Annotated in this window: 22 protein-coding genes; 7 read left to right on the forward strand and 15 right to left on the reverse strand. The window is 65.3% G+C overall.

Annotated features, from left to right (window positions below):
* Positions 1-82: 82 nt before the first annotated feature.
* From AC2TZ7_RS18275 to AC2TZ7_RS18285, 3 genes are all read right to left on the reverse strand, one after another.
* The gene (locus AC2TZ7_RS18275) at positions 83-598 is read right to left on the reverse strand and encodes an EF-hand domain-containing protein (RefSeq protein ID WP_489865286.1); all 516 of its coding nucleotides are present in this window, start codon (positions 596-598) and stop codon (positions 83-85) included.
* A gap of 94 nt (positions 599-692) precedes the next feature.
* Complete coding sequence (locus AC2TZ7_RS18280; RefSeq protein ID WP_088722382.1) at positions 693-1,037, reverse strand: carboxymuconolactone decarboxylase family protein; 345 nt, start codon at positions 1,035-1,037, stop codon at positions 693-695.
* A 277-nt stretch (positions 1,038-1,314) separates the two neighbouring features.
* Positions 1,315-3,816 carry a GcvT family protein gene (locus AC2TZ7_RS18285; RefSeq protein WP_489865287.1) on the reverse strand — a complete coding sequence of 834 codons (2,502 nt, stop codon included), beginning with the start codon at positions 3,814-3,816 and terminating at the stop codon, positions 1,315-1,317.
* Between the two features lie 369 nt (positions 3,817-4,185).
* On the opposite strand from AC2TZ7_RS18285, the gene AC2TZ7_RS18290 reads away from it, so the two are divergent.
* Positions 4,186-5,433, forward strand: a complete 1,248-nt coding sequence (locus AC2TZ7_RS18290; RefSeq protein ID WP_489865288.1) for a PRC-barrel domain-containing protein — start codon at positions 4,186-4,188, stop codon at positions 5,431-5,433.
* 159 nt (positions 5,434-5,592) lie between these two features.
* Here the strand turns inward: AC2TZ7_RS18290 and AC2TZ7_RS18295 are convergent, their stop codons facing one another.
* Positions 5,593-6,579, reverse strand: coding sequence for a 2-hydroxyacid dehydrogenase (locus AC2TZ7_RS18295; protein ID WP_489865289.1), 987 nt, complete (start codon positions 6,577-6,579; stop codon positions 5,593-5,595).
* A gap of 184 nt (positions 6,580-6,763) precedes the next feature.
* Here AC2TZ7_RS18295 and AC2TZ7_RS18300 point away from each other — a divergent pair, with 184 nt between their 5' ends.
* Both AC2TZ7_RS18300 and AC2TZ7_RS18305 read left to right on the forward strand, forming a co-directional pair.
* Positions 6,764-7,405 carry an SH3 domain-containing protein gene (locus tag AC2TZ7_RS18300; RefSeq protein WP_489865290.1) on the forward strand — a complete coding sequence of 214 codons (642 nt, stop codon included), beginning with the start codon at positions 6,764-6,766 and terminating at the stop codon, positions 7,403-7,405.
* 48 nt (positions 7,406-7,453) lie between these two features.
* Positions 7,454-8,338: a cation diffusion facilitator family transporter gene (locus tag AC2TZ7_RS18305; protein WP_489865291.1), complete on the forward strand. Its 885-nt coding sequence runs from the start codon at positions 7,454-7,456 to the stop codon at positions 8,336-8,338.
* 130 nt (positions 8,339-8,468) lie between these two features.
* Here AC2TZ7_RS18305 and AC2TZ7_RS18310 read toward each other — a convergent pair whose 3' ends face one another.
* The 6 genes from AC2TZ7_RS18310 to AC2TZ7_RS18335 form a co-directional block, all read right to left on the reverse strand.
* A complete protein-coding gene (locus tag AC2TZ7_RS18310) occupies positions 8,469-10,490 on the reverse strand; it encodes a M3 family metallopeptidase (RefSeq protein ID WP_489865292.1) in 2,022 nt (673 codons plus the stop codon).
* 37 nt (positions 10,491-10,527) lie between these two features.
* Complete coding sequence (locus tag AC2TZ7_RS18315) at positions 10,528-11,592, reverse strand: HesA/MoeB/ThiF family protein (protein ID WP_489865293.1); 1,065 nt, start codon at positions 11,590-11,592, stop codon at positions 10,528-10,530.
* Between the two features lie 3 nt (positions 11,593-11,595).
* The gene (gene dut / locus AC2TZ7_RS18320) at positions 11,596-12,066 is read right to left on the reverse strand and encodes a dUTP diphosphatase (RefSeq protein ID WP_489865294.1); all 471 of its coding nucleotides are present in this window, start codon (positions 12,064-12,066) and stop codon (positions 11,596-11,598) included.
* 127 nt (positions 12,067-12,193) lie between these two features.
* Complete coding sequence (gene coaBC / locus AC2TZ7_RS18325; protein WP_489865295.1) at positions 12,194-13,402, reverse strand: bifunctional phosphopantothenoylcysteine decarboxylase/phosphopantothenate--cysteine ligase CoaBC; 1,209 nt, start codon at positions 13,400-13,402, stop codon at positions 12,194-12,196.
* Positions 13,403-13,461: 59 nt separating this feature from the next.
* Positions 13,462-14,274 (reverse strand): ChaN family lipoprotein, encoded by an 813-nt coding sequence (locus AC2TZ7_RS18330; protein ID WP_489865296.1) that lies wholly within the window; start codon positions 14,272-14,274, stop codon positions 13,462-13,464.
* Positions 14,271-15,149 carry an RNA polymerase factor sigma-32 gene (locus AC2TZ7_RS18335; protein WP_078520502.1) on the reverse strand — a complete coding sequence of 293 codons (879 nt, stop codon included), beginning with the start codon at positions 15,147-15,149 and terminating at the stop codon, positions 14,271-14,273. The genes AC2TZ7_RS18330 and AC2TZ7_RS18335 overlap by 4 nt, the downstream gene beginning before the upstream one ends.
* A gap of 469 nt (positions 15,150-15,618) precedes the next feature.
* On the opposite strand from AC2TZ7_RS18335, the gene AC2TZ7_RS18340 reads away from it, so the two are divergent.
* The gene (locus AC2TZ7_RS18340) at positions 15,619-17,130 is read left to right on the forward strand and encodes a YifB family Mg chelatase-like AAA ATPase (RefSeq protein ID WP_489865297.1); all 1,512 of its coding nucleotides are present in this window, start codon (positions 15,619-15,621) and stop codon (positions 17,128-17,130) included.
* On the opposite strand, the gene AC2TZ7_RS18345 is transcribed toward AC2TZ7_RS18340, so the two are convergent.
* From AC2TZ7_RS18345 to rsmI, 4 genes are all read right to left on the reverse strand, one after another.
* The gene (locus AC2TZ7_RS18345) at positions 17,111-18,019 is read right to left on the reverse strand and encodes an alpha/beta hydrolase (RefSeq protein ID WP_489865298.1); all 909 of its coding nucleotides are present in this window, start codon (positions 18,017-18,019) and stop codon (positions 17,111-17,113) included. The genes AC2TZ7_RS18340 and AC2TZ7_RS18345 overlap by 20 nt on opposite strands.
* Before the next feature lies 1 nt (position 18,020).
* Positions 18,021-18,962, reverse strand: a complete 942-nt coding sequence (gene gshB / locus AC2TZ7_RS18350; RefSeq protein WP_078542069.1) for a glutathione synthase — start codon at positions 18,960-18,962, stop codon at positions 18,021-18,023.
* Positions 18,963-19,035: 73 nt separating this feature from the next.
* On the reverse strand, positions 19,036-19,401 hold the full coding sequence (locus AC2TZ7_RS18355; RefSeq protein ID WP_489865299.1) for a YraN family protein: 366 nt from the start codon (positions 19,399-19,401) through the stop codon (positions 19,036-19,038).
* A complete protein-coding gene (gene rsmI, locus AC2TZ7_RS18360; RefSeq protein WP_489865300.1) occupies positions 19,398-20,303 on the reverse strand; it encodes a 16S rRNA (cytidine(1402)-2'-O)-methyltransferase in 906 nt (301 codons plus the stop codon). Before rsmI ends, AC2TZ7_RS18355 begins: the two co-directional genes overlap by 4 nt.
* Positions 20,304-20,437: 134 nt before the next feature.
* Here rsmI and AC2TZ7_RS18365 point away from each other — a divergent pair, with 134 nt between their 5' ends.
* Genes AC2TZ7_RS18365 through murJ form a run of 3 tightly spaced genes read left to right on the forward strand, consistent with a single transcriptional unit; the run spans position 20,438 to position 25,989 of the window.
* The gene (locus tag AC2TZ7_RS18365) at positions 20,438-21,613 is read left to right on the forward strand and encodes a penicillin-binding protein activator (RefSeq protein ID WP_489865301.1); all 1,176 of its coding nucleotides are present in this window, start codon (positions 20,438-20,440) and stop codon (positions 21,611-21,613) included.
* Between the two features lie 58 nt (positions 21,614-21,671).
* On the forward strand, positions 21,672-24,434 hold the full coding sequence (locus AC2TZ7_RS18370) for a [protein-PII] uridylyltransferase (protein ID WP_098412579.1): 2,763 nt from the start codon (positions 21,672-21,674) through the stop codon (positions 24,432-24,434).
* A 1-nt stretch (position 24,435) separates the two neighbouring features.
* Positions 24,436-25,989, forward strand: coding sequence for a murein biosynthesis integral membrane protein MurJ (gene murJ, locus AC2TZ7_RS18375; protein ID WP_489865302.1), 1,554 nt, complete (start codon positions 24,436-24,438; stop codon positions 25,987-25,989).
* A 173-nt stretch (positions 25,990-26,162) separates the two neighbouring features.
* Here the strand turns inward: murJ and AC2TZ7_RS18380 are convergent, their stop codons facing one another.
* Positions 26,163-26,849: a rhomboid family intramembrane serine protease gene (locus AC2TZ7_RS18380; RefSeq protein WP_489865303.1), complete on the reverse strand. Its 687-nt coding sequence runs from the start codon at positions 26,847-26,849 to the stop codon at positions 26,163-26,165.
* Positions 26,850-26,856 lie beyond the last annotated feature (7 nt).

Consider the following 26,856-nt stretch of genomic DNA (forward strand, 5'->3'; position numbering starts at 1 on the left):
CCTCTCATGCAAACGCCCGCCTGTCATCGCTGACAGACGGGCGTCATTTGACATCGGCGAGGCTTCGCCTAACAGGGGGCGCTCAGCTCCGGGGGCCGAAGTCGGTCTTGGTCAGCACGCCATCACCGTTGCGATCGCGCATCGCGAACCACTGATCGGTGCCGCCCACGAATTCCGCGCGCGAGATCACCCCGTCGCCATTCGCATCGAAAGCCCGCAGCCCCTCGGCGGTCGGAATATCATGCCCCGAACGCATCGCGTTGCGGCCCTGACCCTGTCGCTTGCCGGGCCCCTGCCCCATGCCCTCGGGCATCTGATGCCCCGGACCTTTGCCGGCCGCGCGTTCCATTTCCTTATGCTCGTCGATCATCGCGATTTCCGCGACGGAGTAGGCGTCATCCTCGTTCGCGTCGAACATCGTGAAGATGTCGCCGCGGCGTTCGCGGGCTTCGGACAGCGTGACGCCGCCATCGCCATCGAGATCCCATTGCAGGAGGAATTCCTGCCCCGGCACCGGGGCGGTTTGCGCGAGACCCGGAGCGGCACCGAGCAGCAGTGCGGCGGCAAACGGGGCGGCGAGAGAAGCGATGCGTTTCATCTGTCTGTCCTTCATCAGATATGTCGCTAATGAAACGAAACGGCCCGCGCCTTTCCGGCGCGGGCCTGACAACATGTCGCAGAGCGGGGGCCGCTCAGGCTTTCGCGGCGGCCAGCTCGTCCCAGCAGGCCAGCGCGTGACCGGCATACATCACCCCCGGGCCACCGCCCATCTGGATCGCCATGGCCAGCACGTCGCCCAGCTCCTCGCGCGTGCCGCCCGCCTTCATCAGCGCCTCGACATGGAACATGATGCAGGGCTCGCAACGCAGCACGACCGCCATGCCGAGCGCGATGAATTCCTTGGTCTTTACATCGAGCGGCCCGTTCTCCTTCACCGCTTTCGACAGCACACCAAAGCCGCCGACAGCGTCGGGGATCGTCTTGTTCATCACGCGTAGCTCGTTGCGCATCTCGTCGATTTTCGCCTTGTAGCTCATCGCAGGTCTCCTTCGCATTTCGTCCCTCGCGGCGTGACACGGGGCGCGGGCGAAATCCTTGACCTGCGTCAACCCAAAGGGATGGCGCTGCGTGATGTGACCAAAGTTGAGGGGGCTCCGCCCCCGGCGCGGGACGCGCGCCTCCCCCGGGATATTTTCACCAAGCCGAAGACAGCAGAGTTTTCCCCTTCGCCTTGGCGCAAATATCCCGGGGGGTGAATTCGCGTAGCGAAAAGGGGGGCAGCGCCCCCCTTCTCCGGTCTCGATCAATCGAGGCTCAGCCGTCGACGCGGATGCGCGCGTTGCTCGGATCGTGCGGGCTGTCCTCGGTCACTTCCGCCGGGTAGTCGGCGCCGAGGATGCGCACGGAAAGCTTGGTGCCCGGCTCGGCCAGATCGGGGCGCACATAGCCCATGCCGATCTGCTTGCCGAAGGCCACCGACCAGCCGCCCGAGGTCAGACGCCCGACGCGCTCGCCATCCTGTTTGATGACTTCCTTGCCCCAGGGATCGGCATCGTCCGGCCCGTCGATCAGAAGCGTCACGCATTTCGAGCGGATGCCGGTGTCGAGCATCGCCTGCTTGCCGGTGAACTCCTTCTCGAGGTCGATGAAGCGGTCGAGGCCGGCTTCCTGCGGCGTGGCGTCGCGGCCCAGTTCGTTGCCGAAGGCGCGGTAGCTCTTCTCCTGACGCAGCCAGTTCTGCGCGCGTGCGCCCACCAGCTTCATCCCGTGCTTCTCGCCCGCTTCGACCAGCAGATCCCAGAGGTAGCGGCCGAATTCGACCGGGTGATGCAGTTCCCAGCCCAGCTCGCCCGTATAGGCCACGCGCACGGCACGGACCGGGCACATGCCCAGCTCGATATTGCGCATCGAGAGCCACGGGAAGCGTTTGTTCGACAGAACCGTCTCCGGATAGGCGTCCTTGACCACCTCCTGCAGGATCTTGCGGGCATTGGGACCCGCCAGCGCGAAGACGCCCCATTGGGTCGTTACGTCGTGGCAATCGACATAGTCGCCGCCCACGGCGCGGAAATCCTCGATCGATTTGCGCAGGAAGTCGCCGTCGTAATCGGTCCAGGCACCCGCCGAGATCAGGTAATACTCATCCTCCGCCAGACGCACGATCGTGTATTCGGTGCGGGTCGTGCCGGCTTCGGTCAGCGCGTAGGTCAGGTTGATCCGGCCCACTTTCGGCAGCTTGTTGCAGGTGAAGGCATCGAGGAAGGCGGTCGCGCCGGGGCCGCGCACCATATGTTTGGTGAAGGCGGAGGCGTCGATCAGACCGGCCGTGTCGCGCAGCGCCTCGGCCTCGGCCTTGGCATATTGCCACCATTCCCCGCGACGGAACGAGCGGCTGTCATGATCGAAGCTCGAGGGCGCATCCTTGGGCCCGTAATAATTCGGGCGTTCCCAGCCGTTCGTCTGGCCCATCTGCGCGCCTGCCGCGATCTGGCGATCATAGGCGGGGGCAGTGCGCAGCGGACGGCAGGCTTCGCGCTCTTCATCGGGGTGGTGCAGGATGAAGACGTGCTCATAGGCCTCTTCGTTCTTGCGCGCCGCGTATTCGGTGGTCATCCAGCTGCCGTAGCGCTTGGGATCGAGCGACGCCATGTCGATCTCGGCTTCGCCCTCGACCATCATCTGCGCGAGGTAATAGCCGGTGCCGCCAGCCGCGGTGATGCCGAAGGAGAAGCCTTCCGCGAGCCACATGTTGCGCAGCCCCGGCGCGGGGCCCACCAGCGGGTTGCCATCGGGCGTGTAGCAGATCGGGCCGTTGAAATCGTCCTTCAGGCCGACTTCTTCCGAGGTCGGCAGGCGATGGATCATCGACATGTATTCTTCTTCGATACGCTCCAGATCGAGCTGGAACAGATCGGCGCGGAAGGTCTCCGGCACGTCATAGAGGAAGCGCGCGGGGGCGTTGCGCTCATAGGGGCCGAGGATCCAGCCGCCGCGCTCTTCGCGCACATACCATTTCGCATCGGCATCGCGCAGCACCGGGTGCTCGGGGTTACCCTCGGCGCGCCATTTGACCAACGCCGGATCGGCATCGGTGACGATGAACTGGTGCTCGACCGGGATCGCGGGGATCTTGATGCCCAGCAGTCGCGCGGTGCGCTGCGCGTGGTTGCCGGTGCAAGTGACGACATGTTCGGCGCGGATCTCGATCTCTTCGCCGGAGCCGACGAGGTTGCCGCCCTTCTCGACCATCTTCTCGAGCGTGACGACCCATTCCGAGCCGGTCCAGCGATAGGCGTTGACCTGCAGCTTGCGCGCGATCTCCGCGCCGTGCTGGCGCGCGCCCTTGGCCATCGCCTGCGTCACGTCGGCGGGGTTGATATACCCGTCCTGCGGGTGGAACAGCGCGCCCTTGAGGTCTTCGGTGTTCAGAAGCGGCCAGCGCTCCTTCATCTGCGCGGGCGTGAGGAACTCGTGATAGACATCCGCGGTCTCGGCGACGGAGGAATAGAGCTTGTATTCGTCCATCCGCTCTTGCGTCTGCGCCATGCGCAGGTTGCCCACGATCGCAAAGCCCGCATTCAGCCCGGTCTCGGCCTCCAGCGTCTTGTAGAAATCGACCGAGTATTTGTGGATGTGGGTCGTCGCGTAGCTCATGTTGAACAGCGGCAGCAGACCCGCCGCGTGCCAGGTCGAGCCCGAGGTCAGCTCGTCGCGCTCGATCAGCAGCGTCTCCCAGCCCGCCTTGGCAAGGTGATAGGCGACACCGCACCCGACCGCGCCGCCACCGACGACCAAAGCTTTCACATGGGTTTTCATCGCGGGGCCTCCTTGCCGATACGGACGTAGGGGCAGATTGACCCTCATATTCGCAAACGCAATCCGATCCGGGCGACATTCGCGCGACAAAAACGACAAAAGCGCACGCGCGGCGCTTCGGGGGCACGGCGCCTGCCCGTTGGGGCCCGCTTATGAAAGCTCAAGCCCCATTGGATGCGTGCAAACCCCGCGATGACGCTTCCGTGAGGCGAGTCGCGAATCCGTGTTTAGTTCCCACGAATTGCAAAAATTTTTCCCCCGTTTGCACAGGAACTGTGCGCGGTTTCACCAGTTTTAGGACCATCAGAGGCCGGGGGAACCGGAAACCGGGACCGACGCGCCTCACTTAAAACGAAAGGGAGACGAGATATGAAAAAGCTCATCACCACTACCGCCATCGGCCTGATGCTTGCTCTGCCCGCACATGCCGAAGACAAAGCAAATGCAAACGCGACGGCGGAAGCCAACGCGAACGCTTCGGCCAACATGTCGGGCGACATGTTCATGAAGACGATTCCCGATTCCTTCAACGCCTCGGGCCTCATGGGCAAGCGCGTCTACATCTCGAAGGACAACGTCGACGCGAAGACCGCGATCAACGAAGCGCAGGACAGCTGGGATGACGTTGGCGAAGTCAGCGACGTCGTGATCGGCACCAACGGCGAAGTCGATGCCGTGCTCGTCGACGTGGGTGGTTTCCTCGGCATTGGCGAGAAAACCGTCGCGATCTCGATGGATTCGCTCAACCTGATCCCCGATGGCGACACCGACAATTCCTATTTCGTCGTCGCTCAGGGCAGCAAGGACCAGCTGGACCAAGCGCCGAAATATGACGCCGAAATGCAGACCGCGTTCAGCGCGGAGGCCAATGGCGACATGAACGGCAACGGCGAAGACATGCAAAACGCCGATGCGTCGCAGCAGATGGATGAGGCCGGCGACCACGCCGAAGCCGCAGCCAAGGCGACCGCCACCGCTGCAGGCGCCGCTGCGAACGAAGCTGCGAACGAGACCGCCAAGGCTGCCGATAACGCAGGCGAAGCGATGGACAACGCCGCCGAGAACACTGCCGACGCCGCTCAGAACGCCGCGCAGGAAACCGAGCAGGCGATGAACAACGCCGGTGACAAGACCGAAGAGATGGCGAAGGACGCCGCTCAGAACACCAAGGAAGCTGCGAACGCGACCGGTCAAGCCGTCGAGAACGCGGCCGAGAACGCTGGCGAAGCGACCAAGGAAGCCGCGAACGAGACCGGCAACGCGATCGACGACGCTGTCGACAGCACCGCCGCTGCCGTGGGCACCATGGGTCAAGCTGACCAGGAAGACGGCCAGAAGGTCGATATCGCTTCGGTCGCTCCCGACACGCTGCGTGGTGAAGGCGTCTATGGCCCGAACGACGACAAGGTCGGCGACGTGTCCGAGCTGGTTCAGGGCAATGACGGTAAAGTCTCGGGCGTCGTGATCGACGTGGGTGGCTTCCTCGGCATTGGCGCCAAGCCGGTCGAAATCAAGGCGAGCGAGCTGACCGTTCTGCAGAACGACACCTCGATCACCGTGCATACCGGTCTGACCGAAGACCAGCTGAAGAAGCTTCCGAAATACGAAGCGAAGTAATCTTCGGATGATGTGACGGAGAGCCGGGGGCAGCCCCTGCTCCCAGCGAAGGCCCCGGGCATGTCCCGGGGCCTTTCGTCATCGCAGGATCGACTCAACCGAAGCCCAAATGAAAAGGCCCCGGATCTCACCGGGGCCTCGAAGCTGTTTTCGGGTAGATCAGGTCATCGACGGCACGACCAGATCCGGCGGGCGGTGCCCGTCGGCGAAGGTCTTGATGTTGACCAGAACTTTCTCGCCCATCTCCACGCGCCCCTCGACCGTGGCCGAGCCCATATGCGGCAGCAGCACCACGTTCGACAACTCGCGCAGCCGCGGATTGATCTCCGCGCCATGCTCGAACACGTCGAGCCCGGCCCCGGCCAGCTCGCCCGCGCGCAGCGCCCGCGTCAGCGCGTTCTCGTCGATCACCTCGCCGCGCGACGTGTTCACGATCACCGCCTCGGGCTTGAGCATCTTCAGCCGCCGCGCATTGAGCAGGTGGAAGGTCGAGGGCGTATGCGGGCAGTTCACCGAAATCACGTCCATCCGGCTCACCATCTGGTCGAGACTGTCCCAGTAGGTCGCCTCCAGCTCCTCCTCGATATCGGGGTGAACCTTGGTGCGGTTGTGATAGTGGATCTGCATCCCGAAGGCCTTGGCGCGCCGCGCCACCGCCTGACCGATCCGGCCCATGCCGAGAATGCCCAGCCGCTTGCCGCCGATGCGATGGCCCATGAAGGCGGTGGGCGCCCAGCCCTCCCAATTGCCCGCCTGCATATGCGCGAGCCCCTCGGGAATGCGCCGCGTCACCGCCAGCATCAGCGCGATGGTCATATCGGCCGTATCATCGGTGACGACGCCCGGCGTGTTCGACACCAGCACCCCGCGCTGACGCGCCGAGGAGACGTCGATATGATCGACCCCGGCACCGTAATTCGCGATCAGTTTCAGACGCTCGCCGGCCTGCGAGATCATCGGCGCATCGATCCGGTCGGTCACGCAGGGCACGAGGACGTCGGCACGTTTCATCGCTTCGACCAGCTCCTCCCGGCTCATCTTGCGATCGTCGTGATTGAGCTCGACCTCGAACAATTCCTTCATCCGGGTCTCGACGACCTCGGGCAGGCGTCGCGTCACGACAACACTCAGGCGCGGTGCAGGCATCTCGGTCCTCTCCTATCTTCCATCGCGGGGCGGTTGGATGCAAACTGCCCCTCAAAGCGGGCAGGCACAAGGCCCGGCAAGAGCAGTAATGGCCGAAATCGACATGGGAGCGCAATTTTATTGCGCGCCGGATGTTGCAGCCCCGCGGATCAGCCAGCGGGCAGGCCGGGATATGAGGCGGATGATGACGGGCAGCAAAATCCTCGCGGCGGTATCCTCAATTGCGATTCTGGTCGGCGCAATCTGGAGCGTGTCGGGCAATGCCTCGGGCGCGCAGTCGAAATCGAACGCCCCCGCCGCTCAGCCCGCTGCAACCAGCCAGACCACCAAGCCGCAAGCGAAGCCCGCGGCCAAGCCCGCCCCCAACGGCCCCGACGTGCAACTGGCGAAACCCCAGCGCCGCGGCCCCGTCACCCACCTGCCGATCCCGCGCTATGTCTCGCTCAAAGGCTCGAAGGGCAACGTGCGTCGCGGGCCCTCGCTCTCGCACCGGATCGACTGGGTCTTCACCCATCCCGGCATGCCGCTGAAAGTCACCGCCGAATTCGGCCATTGGCGGCGGGTCGAGGATAACGAGGGTCAGGGCGGCTGGATTCACTACACGCTGATCTCGGGCGTGCGCAACGTGATCGTCCTGCAGGACATGGTCTCGCTCCATGCCCGCCCCGACCCGAAATCCGCAGTCACCGCCAAGGCGCAGGCCGGAGCGATCGCGGGCCTCGGCGCCTGCACCCATGATTGGTGCGAAATCGAAGGCTCGGGCGCGGATGGCTGGCTGCCCAAGACCGAAATCTGGGGCGTCGACCCCGACGAGACCCGTGACTGAGACGCTCACCTGCGCTAGAGCATCGGCGCAAAGGTAGAGACGGCGGCGATGGCCTATAGCGAAAACGAACACCGGATGAACACCTCGGCGGGTCTGGCCTCGGTCGGCACCGCCGCGCTGCTCGTGGCGATCAAGGCCTGGGCGCTATGGCAGACCGGCGCGCTCTCCGTGGGCGCATCGCTCGCAGACAGCTCGGTGGACCTGCTGATCTCGGGCGCGGGGCTGCTGGCGATTCTCTATGCTGCGAAACCCGCCGATGACGATCACGCCTTCGGGCATAGCTCCGCCGAAGACCTCGCGGCCCTCGGTCAGGCGCTGATCGTGCTGGGCGCGGGCATCACGATCGGCATCACCGGCGTGCAACGCCTGCTGGCCCCGACACCGCCCCCGCTTGCCGCCGAAGGTATTGGGATCGCGGTCATGGTCGCTTCTGCGGGGATTACCTTCGGCCTGATCTGGTGGCAGGGCCGCGTAGCGCGCAAGACCGGCAACAAGGTCGTCGCCGCCGACCGGCTGCACTATGTGGGCGACCTGCTGCCGACACTGGGCGCGATCCTCGCACTCTGGCTGTCACATGCGTTCGGCTGGGGCGACGTGGACAGCGTCGTCGCGCTGATCGCCGCCGCGATCATGTTTGGCGGCGCGGCGAAGATCTTTCTCGGCGCCTGGAACGCGCTGATGGACCGCGCGGCCCCCGATGAGGTCATCGACGGCATCACAAAGATCGCCCGCGACTGGCCCGGCGTGCGCGGCTTCCACGATCTCAAGACCCGCACCGCAGGCGCACAGATCTTTGTGAACCTGCATATCGAGCTCGACGGGGATCAGACGCTGGAAGAGGCCCATGACATCGGCGCCGCGCTCAAACGCGCCATCGTCGAAGCCTATCCGCAGGCCGACGTCATCATCCACAAGGATGTCTATCGGGGTTGAGCGCGACAGGGGGCTCTGCCCCCGCGGCTTACGCCGCCCCCCGGGATATTTCGAGCAGTTGGAAGGCAGATCGTCCTGCTTCCAACTGCCTTAAATATCCCCGCCGGAGGCTCCCGGCATCACCGCCCGCTCAAGCGGCCGGATCGAGCAGCCCGCGGCCCTTCAGCAGAGGCTCCACCCCCGGCATCTTGCCCCGGAACTCGGTGTAAAGCTCCTCCGGCGGCCGCGAATTGCCCGCAGACAGAACGAAGCGTTCGAGTTTCGCCGCCGTTTCCGGGTCGAACACGTCGCCCGCTTCCTCGAAGGCCTCGAACGCATCGGCATCCATCACCTCGGACCACATGTAGCTGTAATAGCCCGCCGAATAGCCGTCGCCCGAGAAGACATGGGCGAAATGCGGCGTCGCGTGGCGCATCCGGATCGCATGCGGCATGCCGATCTCGCGCAGCACCTCGGCCTGTTTCGCCATCGGATCTTCCGGGGCCGCGCCCTCGTGGAAGGCCAGATCGACCAGCGCCGAGCCGAGATATTCCACCGTCGAGAAACCCTGATCGAAGGTGGCGGCCCCTTTCAGCTTCTCGCGCAGCTCCATCGGCATCGGCTCGCCGGTCTTGTAGTGGCGCGCATGCTTTTCCAGCGTCTCGGGCACGTCGAGCCAATGCTCGTAAAGCTGGCTCGGCAGCTCCACGAAATCGCGCGCGACCGAGGTGCCCGACAGGAACTGATAGGTCACATCCGACAGCATCTGGTGCAGCGCATGGCCGAATTCATGAAACAGCGTGCGCGCGTCGTCATGGCTCAGAAGCGCCGGATCGCCCTTCGCGAAGTTGCACACGTTCACCACGATCGGCACCGGCGCGCCGCCTAGCTTGCGCTGCGAGCGCATCGCCGAGCACCACGCGCCCGAGCGTTTCGAGCCGCGCGCAAAATAATCGCCAAGGAACACGGCCAGCACTTCGCCCCCGCGCGACACTTCCCAGCCGCGCACGTCGGAATGATAGAACGGCCCGTCGATCTCCTTGAACTCCAGCCCGAAGAGGCGGTTCGCAGTATCAAAAGCCGCGCCGATCATCGCGTCGAGCGAGAGATAGGGCTTGATCTGCCCCTCATCGAAATCATGCTCGGCCACGCGACGCTTCTCGGCATAGTAACGCCAGTCCCACGGCTCCAGATCGCCGTTGATCCCGTCGGCATGCATCATCTCGGCCAGCTTCGCGGCATCCGCCTCGGCGGCGGATTTCGCGGGCTCCCAGACGCGCATCAGAAGGCCGCGCACGGCCTCGGGCGTCTTGGCCATTTCGGGCTCCAGCTTGTAGGCGGCGAAGCTCTCGTACCCCAGAAGCTTCGCGCGCTCTTCGCGCAGCTTCAGCACCTCGGCGGCGATCTCGCGATTGTCGGTCTCGCCCCCATTCGCCCCGCGGGCCGTCCAGGCTTCATAGGCAATCCGCCGCAATTCGCGATTGGGCGAGAATTGCAGGAAAGGCACGATCAGCGAGCGCGAGAGCGTCAGCACCGGGCCGTCCTGCCCGCGCCCCTTGCCTGCCGCGCGGGCGGTGTCCACGACGAAATCGGGCAGCCCTTCGAGGTCTTCCTCGGCCAGCGGGCGGAACCAGCCGCTTTCATCGGCCAGCAGGTTCTGGCTGAACTGCGTGGTGATCGAGGCGAAGCGCTGCTTGATCTCGCGCATCCGCTCGGCCGCGTCCCCTTCCAGCGCCGCGCCCGACCGGGTGAACATCTGATAATATTGCTCGAGAAGCCGCGCCTGCTCCGGGCCAAGTCCGAGGCTCTCGCGGCTCTGCCAAAGCTGATCGATCCGCGCAAACAGCGCAGTGTTCATCGTGATCTCGGAGGAAAACGCCGCGAGCTTCGGGGCCAGATCGCGCATCAGCTCCTGCCGCGCAGGCGTCGCATCGGCCCCGGCGAGGTTGTAGAACACGCCCGCGACCTTCTCGAGCGCCTCTTCCGCAAGCTCCATCGCCTCGATCGTATTGGCGAATGTCGGGGCCTCGGGCGAGTCCGCGATCGCCGCGATATTGGCGCGCGCCTCGGCCAGCGCCGCGTCGAAAGCAGGCGCAAAATCGGCGTCGGAAATCTGCGCGAAAGGCGGCAGTTCGTAGGGGCCGGTCCAGTCGGTGAGAAGCGGGTTGGTCATGGCGGGTCTCCTTTGCATCGCAAGCTAGGGCGCGTACTCAGGATTGACCATCCCCTGCCCCATGCAAGCCGCCGCAAACCGCGCAATCGGCGCGCCGCTTCACGCCGAACTGACGGCTCTCGCCCCAAAGCGCATCATAGATCATCAGCCGCCCGCGCGCGGACTGGCCTGCGCCGGTGATCTCCTTGATCGCTTCGGTCGCCATCATCGAGCCCACCACGCCGGGCAGCGCGCCGACCACGCCCGCCTCGGCACAGCTCGGCGCGAGTCCGGCGGCAGGCGCTTCGGGGAAGACGCAGGCATAGCAGGGCGCACCCTTCGCCGGATCGTAAAGCGACAGCTGCCCTTCCCATTGCGTGATCGCGCCGGAAATCAGCGGCGTTCCGGTCGCCACGCAGGCCGCATTCACCAGATAGCGCGTGTCGAAATTGTCGGTCCCGTCGAGGACGAGGTCATATTCGGCGATCAGCCCTTCAGCATCCTCGGCGCTCAGGCGACGGTTATAGGGCAGCACCTCGATATGCGGGTTGAGCGCCAGCATCGCCTTTTGCGCGGAGAAGACCTTGGGCATCCCGAGATCGGCATCGCGATGGATCACCTGCCGCTGCAGGTTGGAATTCGAGACGACATCGTCATCGACGACGCCAATCCGCCCCACCCCGGCCGCGGCGAGATACAGAAGCGCGGGCGAACCGAGCCCCCCGGCCCCGACCACCAGAACCTTAGCCTGCTTGAGCCGCTTCTGCCCCGGTCCGCCGATCTCGCGCAGCATGATGTGGCGCGCATAGCGGTCCAGTTCGGCCTCGGAGAAGCTGCCCGGTTTCGGCGCGGGCGCCTCAGCCTCTTTCGCCTCGGCCTTCACGCGGATCGCCCCGAGCATCCGGCGATAGATCAACACTAGCGCGACGACGACGCCGAGGCCGATCCAACCCGCAAGCGAACCGCCCAGAACGCGTCCCAGCGGACCAAACCCGGGGATGGGCAGATGCGCGATCACCAAGGCCGCCCAGATCAGCACGAGCATCCCGAAGATCGCACGCGCGGAGGCCTTGAGCACCAGCCCGAGCCCCACGATCGCCGCCATCAGAACCAGTCCGAGCATCGCTCAGACCTTCCCGGTCGAGCCGAACCCGCCCTCACCGCGTGCCGTGTCGCCCAGAGCGTCCGTGACCTCGAAGCGCGCCTGCACCACCGGGGCGACGATCGCCTGGGCGATGCGGGCGCCATGCTCGATCAGGTAGGGGTCGGTGCCGAGGTTGATCAGCAGCACGCCCAGCGGCCCGCGATAATCGGCGTCGATCGTGCCGGGCGTGTTGGGCAGGCTGATCCCGTGTTTCAGCGCCAACCCCGAGCGCGGCCGGATCTGCATCTCGAACCCTTCGGGGATCTCGACGCGCAGCCCGGTCGGGATGATCGCGCGCTGCATCGGTGCGAGCGTTATGCCACCTTCCCGATCCTCGGGGGCGAGATTGGCGCGCAAATCGGCCCCGGCGGCGCCATGGGTCTCGTAGCGCGGCAGCGCAATCTCGGGATCGGCCCAACCCTCGCGCAGAACCTTGATGATCGGTGTGCTCACGTGTCTCTCTCCTGCCCGATGTCGCGCGGGCGTCAAATGCGGATGCCTCCGGCGGGGATATTTGGACCAAGCCGAAACAGGCGCGCTTCGTTTCGGCTTGGCATAAATATCCCCCGCGGAGCGTCCCTCAGGCGCCAGCCGCGCCCAAGCTTACTGCGATGCGCGCAGCCAACCGCCGCGCGACCTCTTGCTTGCCCATCCGGTCCCAGCTTTCCGCGCCGGTCTCGTCGATGATCGTCACCGCGTTCTCGGTCCCGCCCATGACCCCGGTCGCGGGGCTCACGTCATTGGCGACGATCCAGTCGCAGCCCTTGCGGGCGCGTTTATCGGCCGCAAACCGCGCGACGTCATGGGTCTCGGCGGCGAAGCCCACCACGAGACCCGGGCGCCCTTCGCCCATCTTCGAGACGGTGGCGAGGATGTCCGGGTTCTCGGCGAGTTCGAGCGCAGGCGGTGCGCCGGTGCCGTCCTTCTTCATCTTCCTCTCGGCCGCGTTCGCCACGCGCCAATCGGCCACGGCGGCAGCGAAGATCGCGGCCTCGGCGGGCAGCGCGGTCTGCACTGCGTCCAGCATCTCGCGCGCGGTCTCGACCTTGACCACCCGCACGCCCGCAGGCGGCGCGACCGTCGCGGGGCCGGTGACGAAGGTGACAGTCGCACCGAGGTCCCGCAGCGCCGCGGCAAGGGCCGTGCCCTGTGCGCCCGACGAGCGGTTCGCGATATAGCGCACCGGGTCGATCGGCTCGTGGGTGGGCCCCGAAGTCACGAGGATATGGCGGCCCTTCAGCGGTCCATCCGACAGTGCGGCGTCGATGGCAGCAAGGATCGCCTCGGGTTCGATCATCCGGCCCTCGCCGAACTCGCCACAGGCCATGTCGCCCTCGGTCGGGCCTGCGAAGATCACGCCATCGGATTTGAGCGTCGCGATATTGCGCTGCGTTGCGGGGTGCTCCCACATCCGCACATTCATCGCGGGCGCGATCAGCACGCGCTTGTCGGTGGCAAGCAACAGGGTCGAGGCGAGATCATTGGCCAGACCGTTCGCCATCTTCGCCATCAGATCGGCGGTGGCGGCCACGACGACCACCAGATCGGCCGCGCGCGACAGCTGAATATGACCGATCTCGGCTTCATGCGTCAGATCGAAGAGGTCGGAATGAACCGCCTCACCCGCAAGCGAGGACACGGTCAGCGGCGTCACGAACTCGGCCCCGGCCTTGGTCAGGACCGGGCTCACCGAGGCCCCCGCCCCGCGCAGCAGACGGATCAGCTCGGGCGCCTTGAAGGCCGCGATACCGCCGCCGATGATCAACAGGATGCGTTTGCCCGCAAGCATTTGCCTCTCCGTGAAACTCTCTCAGATGGTCTAAGCGCCGGGGCGCATTGGCGCAAGGATCACTTGAACGCGGCGCAGGGATCGGCGCGTTCGGTCGGCGGCGTAATGATCCAGTCGTCAAAGGGCTGCGTGCCGGGATCGGTGCCCGGCTCCGCCTCGATCTGACCGATCGCCACGACCTTCGCCTGCGGGTCCGCCTTGCGCAGAAGCGCGGGCACGGCGAGGTCTGTCTTCGCATGGCCAGATCCGGTGATGACCGCGACCGGACCGCCGGTCTCCTTCAGCGCCTCGAGCGCGACCCGCGCGAAGGCCGCATCGCGGAAGCGTTGCGCCGCGACCATGCCGGGCAGCAGATCGGGCGGCAACGCGTTGCAGTGATCCTCTTGCGACTCCGCTTCCAGCTTGGCCTGCAGGTCTTCCGGATAGGCTTGATCGAGTCCGTACCGTGCAGCGTCCTTGCCGAACACCTCCGGCAGCGGCTTGGTCATCGCGGCGCGTACGGTCTCGCGCGGCTGCGCGGCACCATAGACCTTCGCATCGCCCAAAGCGGCGAAAATCGGATAATAGATCGCGAAATCGGGCCAGCCCGAATTGTCCCAATCCAGCGCTTTTTCCAGCGCGCCCTCATCCTTCAAAAGCGCCGGCGTGATCTTCGCCGCCTGTTCGGGTGTCAATTGCTCGAACACCACGGCGGCGGGCTTCAGCGCCTTGATCGCACGCGCCTGATTGAGGTGATGGGTCGGATTGTCGTGTCTCTCTCCCAGAACGACAATATCGCCCGACAGCGTATCCAGCTGGGCGGGCGATATTTCCGCACCAAAGGCGGGACTTGTCAGAGACAGCAGGCAGATCGCGGCAAAAAACTTCTTCATACGAAGAAGCTTTGCACCTCGCCCTGATGGGTTTCAAGCGATTTGCGCATCTTGCCGAAAGCCTGCGCTTCGAGCTGACGAATACGCTCTTTCGAAAGCCCCAACTCTTCACCGAGGCTTTCCAAAGTGCGCGGATCTTCGATCAGACGACGCTCGCGGACGATATAGGCTTCGCGGTCGGTCAGACGGCCCATCGCCTCGCCCAGCCAGACTTTCATCGTCTGACCGTCATGGCTGTCGGCCACGGTTTCCTCGGGGCTCGCGCCGTCATCTTCCAGCGTATCGACCCATTCGCGGCCTTCGTCTTCGCTGGACTGCGTGGCGTTGAGCGAGAAGTCGGAGCCGGACAGACGGCCTTCCATCATCTCGACATCCGAGAGCGGCACGCCGATCACTTCGGCCACGCGCTGACGCAGCTGCATCGCGTCGAGCTGTTCGCCCTCTTGCTGCGCTTCGCGGGTCAGCTGGGCCTGAACGCGGCGCATGTTGAAGAACAGCGCCTTTTGCGAAGAGGTGGACCCGGTGCGCACCATCGACCAGTTGCGCATCACGAATTCCTGGATCGAGGCTTTTATCCACCACACCGCATAGGTCGAGAACCGCACGCCGCGTTCCGGGTCGAACTTGTCGGCAGCTTTCATCAGACCAAGTGAGGCTTCCTGGATCAGATCGTTCATGGGGGCGCCGTAGCGGCGGAACTTCGAGGCCATCGAGATCGCGAGGCGCATATAGGCCGTCACAAGCCGATGCAGCGCCTGCTCGTCCCGATTGTCGCGCCACGCTCGCGCCAGTTCCGCTTCGGTTTCTGCATCCAGGAACTCTGCCCGCATTGCTTGGCGTGGCAGGGTTTCATCGGTCATACCATCGAGTGCCATTTACAATCTCCCTGGGGTGTCCAGCCCAAACCGGCGCAACTTTGCAGTGGCGGTTGCTTTGCCCACCCAATGCGAATGACATGAATTGGTTCCTCACGGAAATGTTGAATTTTGCCTGAAACTTTGTGCGCAACACGCACTTGACGAGGTTTTAAAGCGAAAAACGAAATAAATTCATGCCGCTATACTGAAGGCATCACTCCTTCTTGAGCATCCCATATCATAAGCCTGCTCACGAACACTTGAGGGACTGTAACGCAACATCTTGATCTGCTGCGCGGAATTGAAGTCTGGGCTGTGCAGATATGCAGGAAACGCAGGTTTTCGCGAATATCTCGGCGGTCGGGCCGAGCGGCGCACCCCCTGTTCGAGTCGCAGTTTTGAACCGCGCCTTGCCCGTCCCGCCGCCTGTTAACCATTCCTAAACCATGCCCGCGCTACCCCTCGACGAAGAGGCGCAGGAGAGCCGATGGTCAGCCAAAGCTACACGGTCGCGTTCGAGGGGGTCGAGGCCCGCCTCGTGGAGGTGCAATGCGCGCTCTCTGAAGGCATGCCCGGCTTCGCGGTGGTGGGGCTGCCCGACAAGGCGGTATCCGAGGCGCGCGAGCGGGTGCGCGCGGCGCTCGGTGCGCTGGGGATCGCGCTTCCGATGCAGAAGATCACCGTGAACCTCTCGCCCGCCGATCTGCCGAAAGAGGGCTCGCATTTCGACTTGCCGATCGCACTGGCGCTGCTGGGCGCGATCGGGGTCGTGCCCCGCGACCGGATCGAGGCGCTGGTCGCCGTGGGGGAGTTGTCGCTCGACGGGCGGCTCCTGCCGGTCGCCGGCGCCCTGCCCGCCGCGATGGCGGCCGCCGCGCAGGACAAGGGGCTGATCTGTCCGAAGGGCTCGGGCGCAGAGGCGGCCTGGGTCGGCGCGGCCGAGGTAACGGCGCCGGAGACGCTCGGCGCCGCGATTGACCATCTCAGCGGTCGCCTACCGCTCGAGCCCGCCCGTCCGGGTCTCGTTCGCGACGCGCCGCATCCGCGCGACCTGCGCGATGTGAAGGGTCAGGAACGGGCCAAACGCGCGCTGGAGATCGCCGCCGCCGGTCGCCACCACCTGATGATGATCGGCACGCCCGGCTCGGGCAAATCCATGCTGGCCGCGCGCCTGCCCTCGATCCTGCCCGAGATGCGCCCCGAGGAGATGCTGGAAACCTCGATGATCCAATCGCTGTCGGGGCTGTTGGCCGAGGGCGGCATCTCGCGCACCCGTCCCTTTCGCGAACCGCATCACACCGCGTCGATGGCGGCGATGATCGGCGGCGGACGTGGCGCGCGGCCCGGCGAGGTCAGCCTCGCCCATAATGGCGTGCTGTTCATGGACGAGTTTCCCGAATTCCCCCGCGCCGTGCTGGAGACCCTGCGCCAGCCGATCGAGACCGGCGAAGTCGTCGTCTCGCGCGCCAACGCCCATACCCGCTATCCCTGCCGCTTTCTGCTGATCGCGGCGGCGAACCCCTGCAAATGCGGATATCTCGGCGATGCGGAGCGCGCCTGCGCCCGCGCGCCCGGATGCGGCGACGATTATCTGGGGCGGATTTCAGGCCCCCTGATGGATCGGTTCGACTTGCGCATCGAAGTGCCCCCGGTGCGCTATGCCGATCTCGACCTGCCAGCCTCCGGCGACAGCTCCGCCGAGGTCGCGGCCCGCGTTGCGGCCGCGCGCGAGCGGCAGGCCCAGCGCTTCGCGGATCACCCGGCAATCCGCGTCAATGCCGAAGCCGAAGGGCAGCTACTGGAAGACATCGCGACGCCGGATGTGCAGGGGCGCGATCTGCTGGCCCGGATGGCCGAGCGGGTCGGACTGTCGGCGCGCGGCTACCACCGGGTTCTGCGGGTCGCGCGCACCATCGCCGATCTCGACCATGCAGAGCACGTGCGCCAGCCCCATGTCGCCGAGGCGTTGAGCTATCGGCTCAGCGCGGTGGCAGGCTGAGCATCCGGCGCGCCGCCGCAGCAGCATCCTCCAGCGCCGCGCGCGCCTCGGGCACCCGTCCGTCGAAGAAATGCCAGACATGCGGCGCATCGGGCCAGCTTTGCACCGTGACATCCGCGTCGAAGCTGCGCAGCCGCTCGGCCATACGCAGCGAGTCATCGCTGAGAATTTCACCCATCGAATGCTGGATCAGCACCGGCGGCGGATCGGGGAACTCCGCGAAGAGCGGCGAGACGCGCGGATCGGCCGCGTCATGCCCGCGCAGAACCATCTCGCAGGTATCGCCAAGCCGTTCGACCGGCAGCATCGCATCTTTCGTGGCATTGACGCGGAGGCTCTCGCCCGAACAGGTCAGGTCCGTCCACGGGCAGAAGGTAATCGCCCCGGCAGGCGGCGTGCCGCGCCGACACAGCACGCTCAGAAGCGCCAGCGTCAGACCGCCCCCCGCGCTGTCGCCCGCGATCACGATCGCGCTCGGGTCGTACCCCATCTCCACCAGCGCATCGAAAGCTGCGGTCGCATCCTCGAGCGCCGCACCGACCGGCGCCTCGGGCGCGAGGCGGTAATCCGGCACGACCACCTCGAGACCGCTCAGCTTCGCCAAACGCCCCGCGAGTCCGCGATACATCCACGGGGAGCCGGTGACGTAACCGCCGCCATGAAGATAGAGAATGATGCGCCCCACCGACGACCGCCCCGCGCGCAGCGACAGCGCATTGCGCCCGGCCAGCTTGGTCGGCAGACGGCAAAGCCCGGTCGGCTCGCGCACGACCCAACTGGCCAATCTCTCCGTCGCGCCCCGCGTTTGCGCAGCCCCGTGGAACCGTCGCACCATCGGTTTCGCGATGCTGCGCAGCCAAAGATTGAGAAAGACCAGCCGGATCGACATATCAGCTCCGTTTCGCTTCGATCGCCTCCCAGATGCGGGCGGTGATATTCACGCCGTCGAACCGCTCAAGCTCCTGAATGCCCGTCGGCGAGGTGACGTTAATCTCAGTCAGCCAGTCGCCGATCACGTCGATGCCGACGAAGATCTGCCCCTTCTCACGCAGATACGGGCCTATCCGCTCGCAGATTTCGCGATCGCGCGCGGTCAGTTCGACTTTCTCGGGCCGTCCGCCGACATGCATGTTCGACCGCGTCTCGCCCGCCGCCGGCACCCGGTTGATCGCGCCCACGGGCTCGCCATCGACGAGAATGATCCGCTTGTCGCCCTTTGAGACGGCAGGCAGGAATTTCTGCGCAATGAGAGGCTCGTTGTTGATGCCGATGAACAGCTCGTGCAGCGACGACAGGTTGCGATCGTTCGGATCGAGCCGGAAGACCCCCGCCCCGCCATTGCCGTAGAGCGGCTTGAGAATGATATCGCCGTGCTCCGCCTTGAAGGCCCGAATGGCTTCCAGATCGCGCGCGATCAAGGTCGGCGGCGTCAGGTCAGGGAAATCCAGAACGAGAAGCTTCTCGGGCGAGTTCCGGACCCAGAAAGGATCGTTGACGACCAGCGTCTCAGGATGGATCCGCTCCAGCAGATGGGTCGTCGTGATATAGCCCATATCGAAGGGCGGGTCCTGCCGCAGCCAAACCACATCCCAGTCGCCCAGATCGACCTCGGTCTCTTCGCCCAGCGTGAAGTGGTTTCCCTTCTCACGCCGCACCACCAGAGGCCAGCCACGTGCATAGACGTGCCCCTCGCGGTAGATCAGGCGATCCGGCGTGTAGTAGAAAAGCTCGTGCCCACGCGCCTGCGCCTCTTCGGCGATCCGAAACGTGCTGTCAGCCTCGATATTGACCGCTTCGATCGGATCCATTTGGATCGCAACTTTCAATCCCATCCGCGCCCCCTCTTTAGACTGCAATCTTGATGCAATGTGGCGCGTCTGGATGCAACCTCAACCCACGGGCCGGTCACATTCCGAAATAGGCGTTCTCCAGCACCTTGATCTCCCCGATCTCATTGACCAGCGCGAGATCGAACCGGACCTTGCGGTTGCAGTTTGCCGGAGCGGGATGGCGCATCAGATATTCTTCGACCGAGATGCAGATCCGGCGCATCTGGCGCTGCGAGAGACGTTCCGCGGCGCGGGCATGGCTGCGCGATTTCTTCACCTCGACGAAGATCAGGGTGTCGCCCTCCCGTGCGATCAGATCGATCTCGCCGCCAAATTTGCCCCGCCAGCGATGTTCCGAGACCGCGCGCCCTGCCCGCTCGTAATGCAGCATCACCTGCTCTTCGGCGGCGAGACCTGAATGATACGACAGCGATCCACTCATCTCTTTTTCTCCATGGCCAGAGCGGCCTGATAGACCTTGCGCCGCGGCAACCCGGTCGCCCCTGCGACCGCATCGACCGCGTCGCGAAGCGACTCCCGTTCAAGCGCGGCGCTCAACCGCCGCTCCAGCTCCGCGTCGTCGATCTCGACCGCGTGCGGTCTGTCGACCACGACGACGATCTCGCCCTTGATCGGCGACTCGGCCACGCTCTCCGCAAGCTCTTCCAGCGTTCCCCGGCGGACCTCTTCGAAGCGTTTCGTCAACTCCCGGCACAGCGCCGCTTGTCTCTCTTTTCCCAGACTATGGGCCGCGTCAGCTAACATTTCCCTAACGCGTTTGGGGCTTTCATAGAAAACCAGCGTCGCCGGAATTTCCTTGAACTCCGCGAGCCAGTTTCGCCGCGCGCCTTTGCTATTCGGTGCAAACCCCGCGAAGAGGAAGCGATCCGTCGGCAGGCCCGACAGGGTCAGCGCCGTCAGAACCGCCGAAGGGCCCGGTGCGCTATAGAGCGGCAGCCCAGCCTCGATCACCGCGCGGCCAAGCTGATAGCCCGGATCGGCGACCAGCGGCGTGCCTGCCTCGGAGGCGTAGACCACCGACTTCCCCGCCTCCAAGGCGGCGAGGATTTTCGGGCGCATCGCGGCGCCGTTATGGTCGTGATAGGCGAGCACCTGACGCCCGTTCAACGGCACGCCGTGGATTTCCATCAGGTGCCGCAGGCTGCGCGTATCCTCGGCCGCCAGAACGTCGGCTGCGCGCAGCATGTCGAGGGCGCGCAGGGTGATGTCGCGGGCGGCTCCGATGGGTGTGGCAATGAAATGAAGCCCCGGGCTCAACGGCGCCGGAGCCCCCTTGGTTCCCTTATTTTCCGCGTTTGCATCAGATACAACACCCTCGCCCATCGCCCGCCTCATCACTTGTGTGGAACGTTTACTTCACGCCTGCTTGTGCGTAGTCTCAGCCGCGTCATTTCCTCGCGGTTCGCAGGCGTTGCTTCAGTGCCCGGACCGGACGCCAACGCCCAAAAGGACGTATCATGTTTAATCTCATTCGTAACCCCCGCGCCCTCGCCGCGCGAATCGCAGCCCTCCTCGCATTGGTCTGGCTTGCGGCCTGTCAGCCGGGGCCGATGGGCAATTCCGGTCAGAAGATCGACACCAGCGCACCGGTCAAGGTGGCACTTCTGGTTCCGGCCGGGTCCGGCAATGCTGGCGATGAGACGCTCGCGCGGGCGCTGCAGAATGCGGCAAATCTCGCGATTCAGGATCTGCAAGGCGCACGGATCGACCTGCAGGTCTACAACACCGCCGGCAATCCGCAGCAAGCGGCCGCGATGGCCACCAAGGCCGCCGACGAGGGCGCCAAGGTCATCCTCGGCCCGGTCTATGCGCAATCGGCGAATGCCGCAGGTCTCGCGGTCGCCTCGCGCAACATCAACGTGCTGGCGTTCTCGAACAACACCAACGTCGCGGGCGGCAACGTCTTCGTGCTCGGCCCGACCTTCCAGAACACAGCCAACCGCCTCGTGAGCTTCGCCGCACGTCAGGGTAAGAAGCGGATCATGGTCGTGCATGAGCAGACCACGGCGGGCGAGATCGGCGCACAGGCGATCCAGACCGCGGTCGCACGCTCGGGCGCTTCGCTCGCAGGCGTGGCCTCCTATCCGTTCTCGCAGCAAGGCGTGGTCGACGCGACGCCGCAGATCGCAAGCCGCGTGAAGTCCGGGGACGTCGATGCGCTGTTCCTGACGGCCGATACCGCAGGCGCGCTCCCGCTGCTCACGCAGCTGATGGGCGAGCAGGGCGTGACCCCGCAGACCACGCAATATATCGGCCTGACCCGCTGGGATATTCCGCCGGCGACGCTGTCGCTGCCGGGCACCCAGAGCGGCTGGTTCGCCGAACCAGATCCGGCACTGCAACAGCAGTTCGTCTCGCGCTATGGTGCCTCTTACGGGCAAGCGCCCCACCCGATCGCAGGCCTCGCCTATGACGGGATCGCGGCCATCGGCGCGCTGGTGAAGTCTGGCAACCCGGATGCGCTGACCAAGCAGGGCCTGACCCAGCGTTCGGGCTTCGTGGGCGTCAACGGCGTCTTCCGCTTCCTGCCCGACGGCACCAACGAGCGCGGCCTCGCCGTGGCACAGGTCCGCAACGGCCAGGCGGTCGTGATCGACCCGGCGCCGCGCAACTTCGGCGGCTTCGGATCCTGATCCGGACCGCCCCCAAACGAAAGGGCCCGGTAAGGGACAAGATCGCGCAGTGACCAGCATGACAGACACCGCCCCGGCAGCGACCGGGGCGCCCCTCCTTCTGGATCAGCAGCGTCTGTTCGACGCGCTCGATGCAGCGACCTCCGACGCCAGCGACCCGAAAGACATCCGGGCCGCGACGGTAACCTTCCTCTCCGAGGAACGCCGCGCCGCCGCCGCCGCGATCGAGGCCGATTTCGAGACCCATCCGCGCGCCGCGCGCGACACGGTCGAAGCCTATGCCCAGATGACCGACGGTATCGTCCGCTCGGTGCTGCGCATCGCGACGGAGCGTCTGCACCCCAGCGGCATCCGCACCGAGGCGGAGCGTTTCGCGGTACTCGCTGTAGGCGGCTATGGCCGGGCCGAGATGGCGCCGCATTCCGATGTCGATCTGCTGTTTCTCACCCCCTACAAGGTCACCCCGTGGGCCGAGAGCGTCATCGAGTCGATGCTCTACATGCTCTGGGATCTGAAGCTGAAGGTCGGTCACTCGTCCCGCACGCTCGACGACTGCATCCGGCTCGGGCGCGAAGACATCACGATCCGCACCGCCCTTCTCGAACATCGCTGCGTGGGCGGCGACGAGAAGCTGGCCGAGGCGCTGTCGCTACGGCTTCGTCACGATCTCTTCGAGGGCAGCGAGGCCGAGTTCATCGAGGCCAAGCTGGAGGAACGCTCACAACGCCACCGCCGTCAGGGCGGGCAGCGTTACGTGCTCGAACCCAATGTGAAAGAGGGCAAGGGCGGGTTGCGCGACCTGCAGACACTCTACTGGATCGGCAAATATATCCATCACGTCGGCCGCGCCCGCGAATTGATGAAGATCGGCGCCTTCTCCCCCGAGGAATACGAGACCTTCCACGAGGCCGAGAATTACCTCTGGGCGGTGCGCTGCCACCTGCATCTGATCTCGGGACGGGCTTCGGATCAGCTGACCTTCGACATGCAGGTCGAAGTGGCCGAGCGCATGGGCTATCGCGATCTGGCGGGCCGCCGCGCGGTCGAGGTCTTCATGCAGGATTACTTCCGCCACGCGACCGCCGTGGGCGACGTGACCCGCATCTTCCTGACCAAGCTCGAAGCGCAGCATGTGAAAAGCGCGCCGATGCTGCAGCGGATTTTCCGCAGGCGGCGCAAGCTGAAAGCCCCCTATTGCGAAGAGAACGGGCGGATAAATGTTGCCGACGAGCAGGCGTTTCTCTCCGATCCGGTAAACCTGCTGCGGCTGTTCGAGGAAGGGCTGCGCTCGGGGATGCTGATCCACCCCGACGCGATGCGGCTCGTTTCGGCCAATCTCGACCTGATCGACGACAAGGTGCGCACCAATCGCGAGGCGCAGCGCATCTTCCTCGATCTGCTGCTCAAGCACGGCAACCCGGAACGCGCGCTGCGGCGGATGAACGAGCTGGGCGTGCTGGCGGCCTTCATCCCGGAATTCGAACCGATCGTCGCGATGATGCAGTTCAACATGTATCACAGTTACACGGTGGACGAGCACACGATTCAGGTCGTCTCAACGCTGGCGCAGATCGAGCGCGGCGAGTTGGTCGAGGATCTGCCGCTGTCGTCGCACATTCTCGAAGAAGGCATCAATCGCAAGGTCCTCTATGTCGCGCTGCTGGTGCATGACATCGGCAAGGGACGGCCCGAGGATCATTCGATCCTCGGCGCGAAGATCGCCCGCAAGGTCGCGCCGCGGCTGGGGCTGAACCAGGAGGATTCCGAGACCGTCGAATGGCTGGTGCGTCACCACCTGCTGATGTCCGACGTGGCGCAGAAGCGCGATCTCTCGGACCCGCGCACGATCCGCGATTTCGCCAAGCGCGTGAAGTCGCGCAAGCGGCTCGACCTGCTGACCGTTCTGACCGTCTGCGACATTCGCGGCGTCGGCCCGAATGTCTGGAACAACTGGAAAGCCACCCTGCTGCGCAAGCTGCATTCCGAGACCGCGATGGCGCTGGAGCACGGGCTGGAAGCGGTCAATCGCGAACAGCGCACCGACGAGGCCAAGCGCGCGTTGCGCGAGGTTCTGGAGGCGGATGACAGCTGGGACAAGGCACAGATCCGCGCCGAGCTGGCCCGGCACTACGCGCCCTATTGGCAGGCGCTCGCCACGGTCAATCACGAGATTTTCGCGCGGCTCCTGCGCGATTTGGGCGATGACGAGATCCGCATCGACCTGCATCCCGACGACGATCACGACGCGACCCGCGTGAGCTTCGCGCTGGCCGATCACCCCGGCATCTTCTCGCGGCTCTCCGGCGCGCTGGCACTGGTCGGCGCGAATGTGGTCGACGCGCGCACCTATACCTCGAAGGACGGCTATGCGACCGCCGTCTTCTGGGTGCAGGATGCCGAGGGCCACCCCTACGAGGCGTCGAAACTGACCCGGCTGCGCGGCATGATCGAGAAGACGCTGAAAGGCGAGGTCGTCGCCCGCGAGGCGCTCAAGGATCGCGACAAGCTCAAGAAGCGTGAGCGCGAGTTCAAGTTCCCGACCCATATCACCATCGACAACGAAGGATCGGATATCTACACGATCATCGAAGTCGATACCCGCGACCGGCCCGGCCTTCTCTACGACCTGACCCGGGCGCTGGCGTCGAACAATATCTCGATCTCCTCGGCGGTGATCGCCACCTATGGCGCGCAGGTCGTGGACAGCTTCTATGTGAAAGACATGTTCGGCCTGAAACTGCATTCCAAACCCCGCCAAGAGGCGCTCGAGAAGAAGTTGATGGACGCCATCGCGTCGGGCGCGAAACGGGCGGGCAACTGACATGAAACCAATCCGGCTGGTGCGCGGCTTCCTCACGGTGGGCGGCTGGACCATGGCGAGCCGCATCCTCGGGTTTGCGCGCGACATGATGATCGCGGCCTTCCTCGGCGCAGGCCCGGTGGCCGAGGCCTTCCTCGTGGCCTTCTCGCTGCCCAACCTGTTCCGTCGCTTCTTCGCGGAGGGCGCGTTCAACACCGCCTTCATCCCGATCTTCTCGAAGAAGCTGGAGGGCGGCGAAAACGCGCAGGGCTTCGCACGCGAGGCGATGGGGGGATTGGCCTCTGTGCTGATCTTGCTGACGCTGGTGGCCTCGGCGGCGATGCCATGGCTGGTGCTTGCGATGGCCTCAGGGTTCGCGGGCGATGAGCGGTTCACGATCGCCACGAGTTATGGCCGGATCGCCTTCCCTTACATCCTCTTCATCTCGCTGAGCGCGCTTCTGTCGGGCGTACTGAACGCTGCCGGTCACTTCGCAGCCGCGGCCGCGGCACCCGTGCTGCTGAACGTGACCTTCGTGATCGCGATGCTCATGGCCGATCAGGCGGGCTGGCCGGTGGGCGATGCGCTGGCCTGGGCCGTGCCGGTCGCAGGCGTGGCGCAGCTTGCGCTCGTCTGGGTCGCTGCATGGCGCGCGGGCTTCAAGATCATCCCGAAGCGCCCGCGCCTTTCGCCCGACATGAAACGCCTTGTCCGCATCGCGATCCCGGCGATGCTGGCGGGCGGCGTCGTCCAGATCAACCTGCTCGTGGGCCGTCAGGTCGCCTCGCATTTCGACGGCGCAATCGCATGGCTGAACTACGCCGACCGTCTCTATCAGCTGCCGCTGGGCGTGGTTGGGATCGCGATCGGCGTGGTGCTGCTGCCCGACCTGTCGCGCCGCTTGCGCGGCGGCGATACGGCAGGCAGCCGCTATTCCTTCTCGCGCGCGGGCGAGTTCGCGCTCCTCTTCACCGTCGGCCCTGCCGTAGCACTTCTGGTGGCAGCCCAGCCCATCGTCTCGGTCCTGTTCGAGCGCGGCCAGTTCACCCATGAGGACACGATCGCCACCGCTTGGGCCACCGCAATCTACGGGCTCGGCCTGCCCGCCTTCGTGCTGCAAAAGGTTCTGCAGCCTTTGTATTTCGCCCGCGAGAATACCCGCACGCCGTTCAACTACGCGCTGGTCGCGATGGTGGTGAACGCGGTGCTGGCGATCGGGCTGTCCTTCGTGATCGGCTATCTGGCCGCCGCGGTGGGCACGACGCTCGCCGCCTGGGCGATGGTTGCGCAGCTCTGGCTCGGCGCGCGCCCGATGGGCGAGGCCGCGAGCTTCGATCACCGTTTCTACCGCCGCCTGCCCCGCATCGTGATCGCGGCGCTGGTGATGGGCGCTGCGATCTGGGCGGTGACCTGGGCAGTGCCGGGCGCGTTCGCCGTGCCGGGCCTGCGCGCGCTGGCGCTGCTGGGGCTCGTGCTGTTCGGCATGCTCGTCTATTTCGGCACGGCTATCGCCATTGGCGCGATGCATATGGCCGATCTGAAAGGTGCGATGCGCCGCGGTCCGGGCGGGGCGTGAGGGGCTACTTTGGCACGGGGCGACCAGCCCCGGGCCGCGCCCAACCCTCCCCACGGGAGGGCGCATTGGCGATGACATCGCGGTTTCAGATGACTTTCGGGCTTGAGAGATAAAGCGCCAAGCCACCAGCGGACCGAGGCGCCCACCCGAGGCTCGGGCGCGCCCCTAAGCCTTCACCGCCGCCGCAACCGCTGCAAGGTCCGCTGCATCCCGCCGGGCGCCACGAAGAAGCTCAGCACGAAGCCCGCGACGAACCCGACGATATCCGCGATCCAGTCGGGCCGCGCGCCGAAGATCATCGCGAAGATCAGCTGGATGCCCATCAGCGCCCCGATCAACGAAAACGCCCGCAGCTGGTTCGCATTCTCCTGCCCCAGCCGCGTCCACAAGATCCACGTGAAGGCCCCGATCAGTCCGTAATCGCCCGGATAGCCGCCATAGAGCCCGATCTGCGTAAACGGCAGCGCCGCATAGACCAGCGCGCCAAGGATCGTCGCGCCGAAGAACACGACCGCCACGGCGAGGCCCGAGAAGATCTCGCCCACCATCTTGCCCAGCGCCAAGAGGAACACGAGCACGAAGATCGCCTGCGTCACCGAGGCGTTCACGAACGGATAGGTCACAATGCGCATCATCTGCTCGGGCGGGTATTGCCCGGTATCGATCATGGCGCGCATCACCTGCGGCGAGAAGGCGAATTTCTGCAGCGCGTCGAGCCGCCAGCCCGCCGCCTGCGCCCCGCCGATCAGACCCGACTGGCCCATCGCGAAGAACAGCTCCGTCGCGATGATCGGCAGCGCCAGCAGCCAGACCACCGGCGGCAGCGGGTTCACCGGGTGTTCGTCATAACCGTCGCGCATGTCTCGC

This window comes from Thioclava sp. ISO4, from assembly GCF_058105145.1.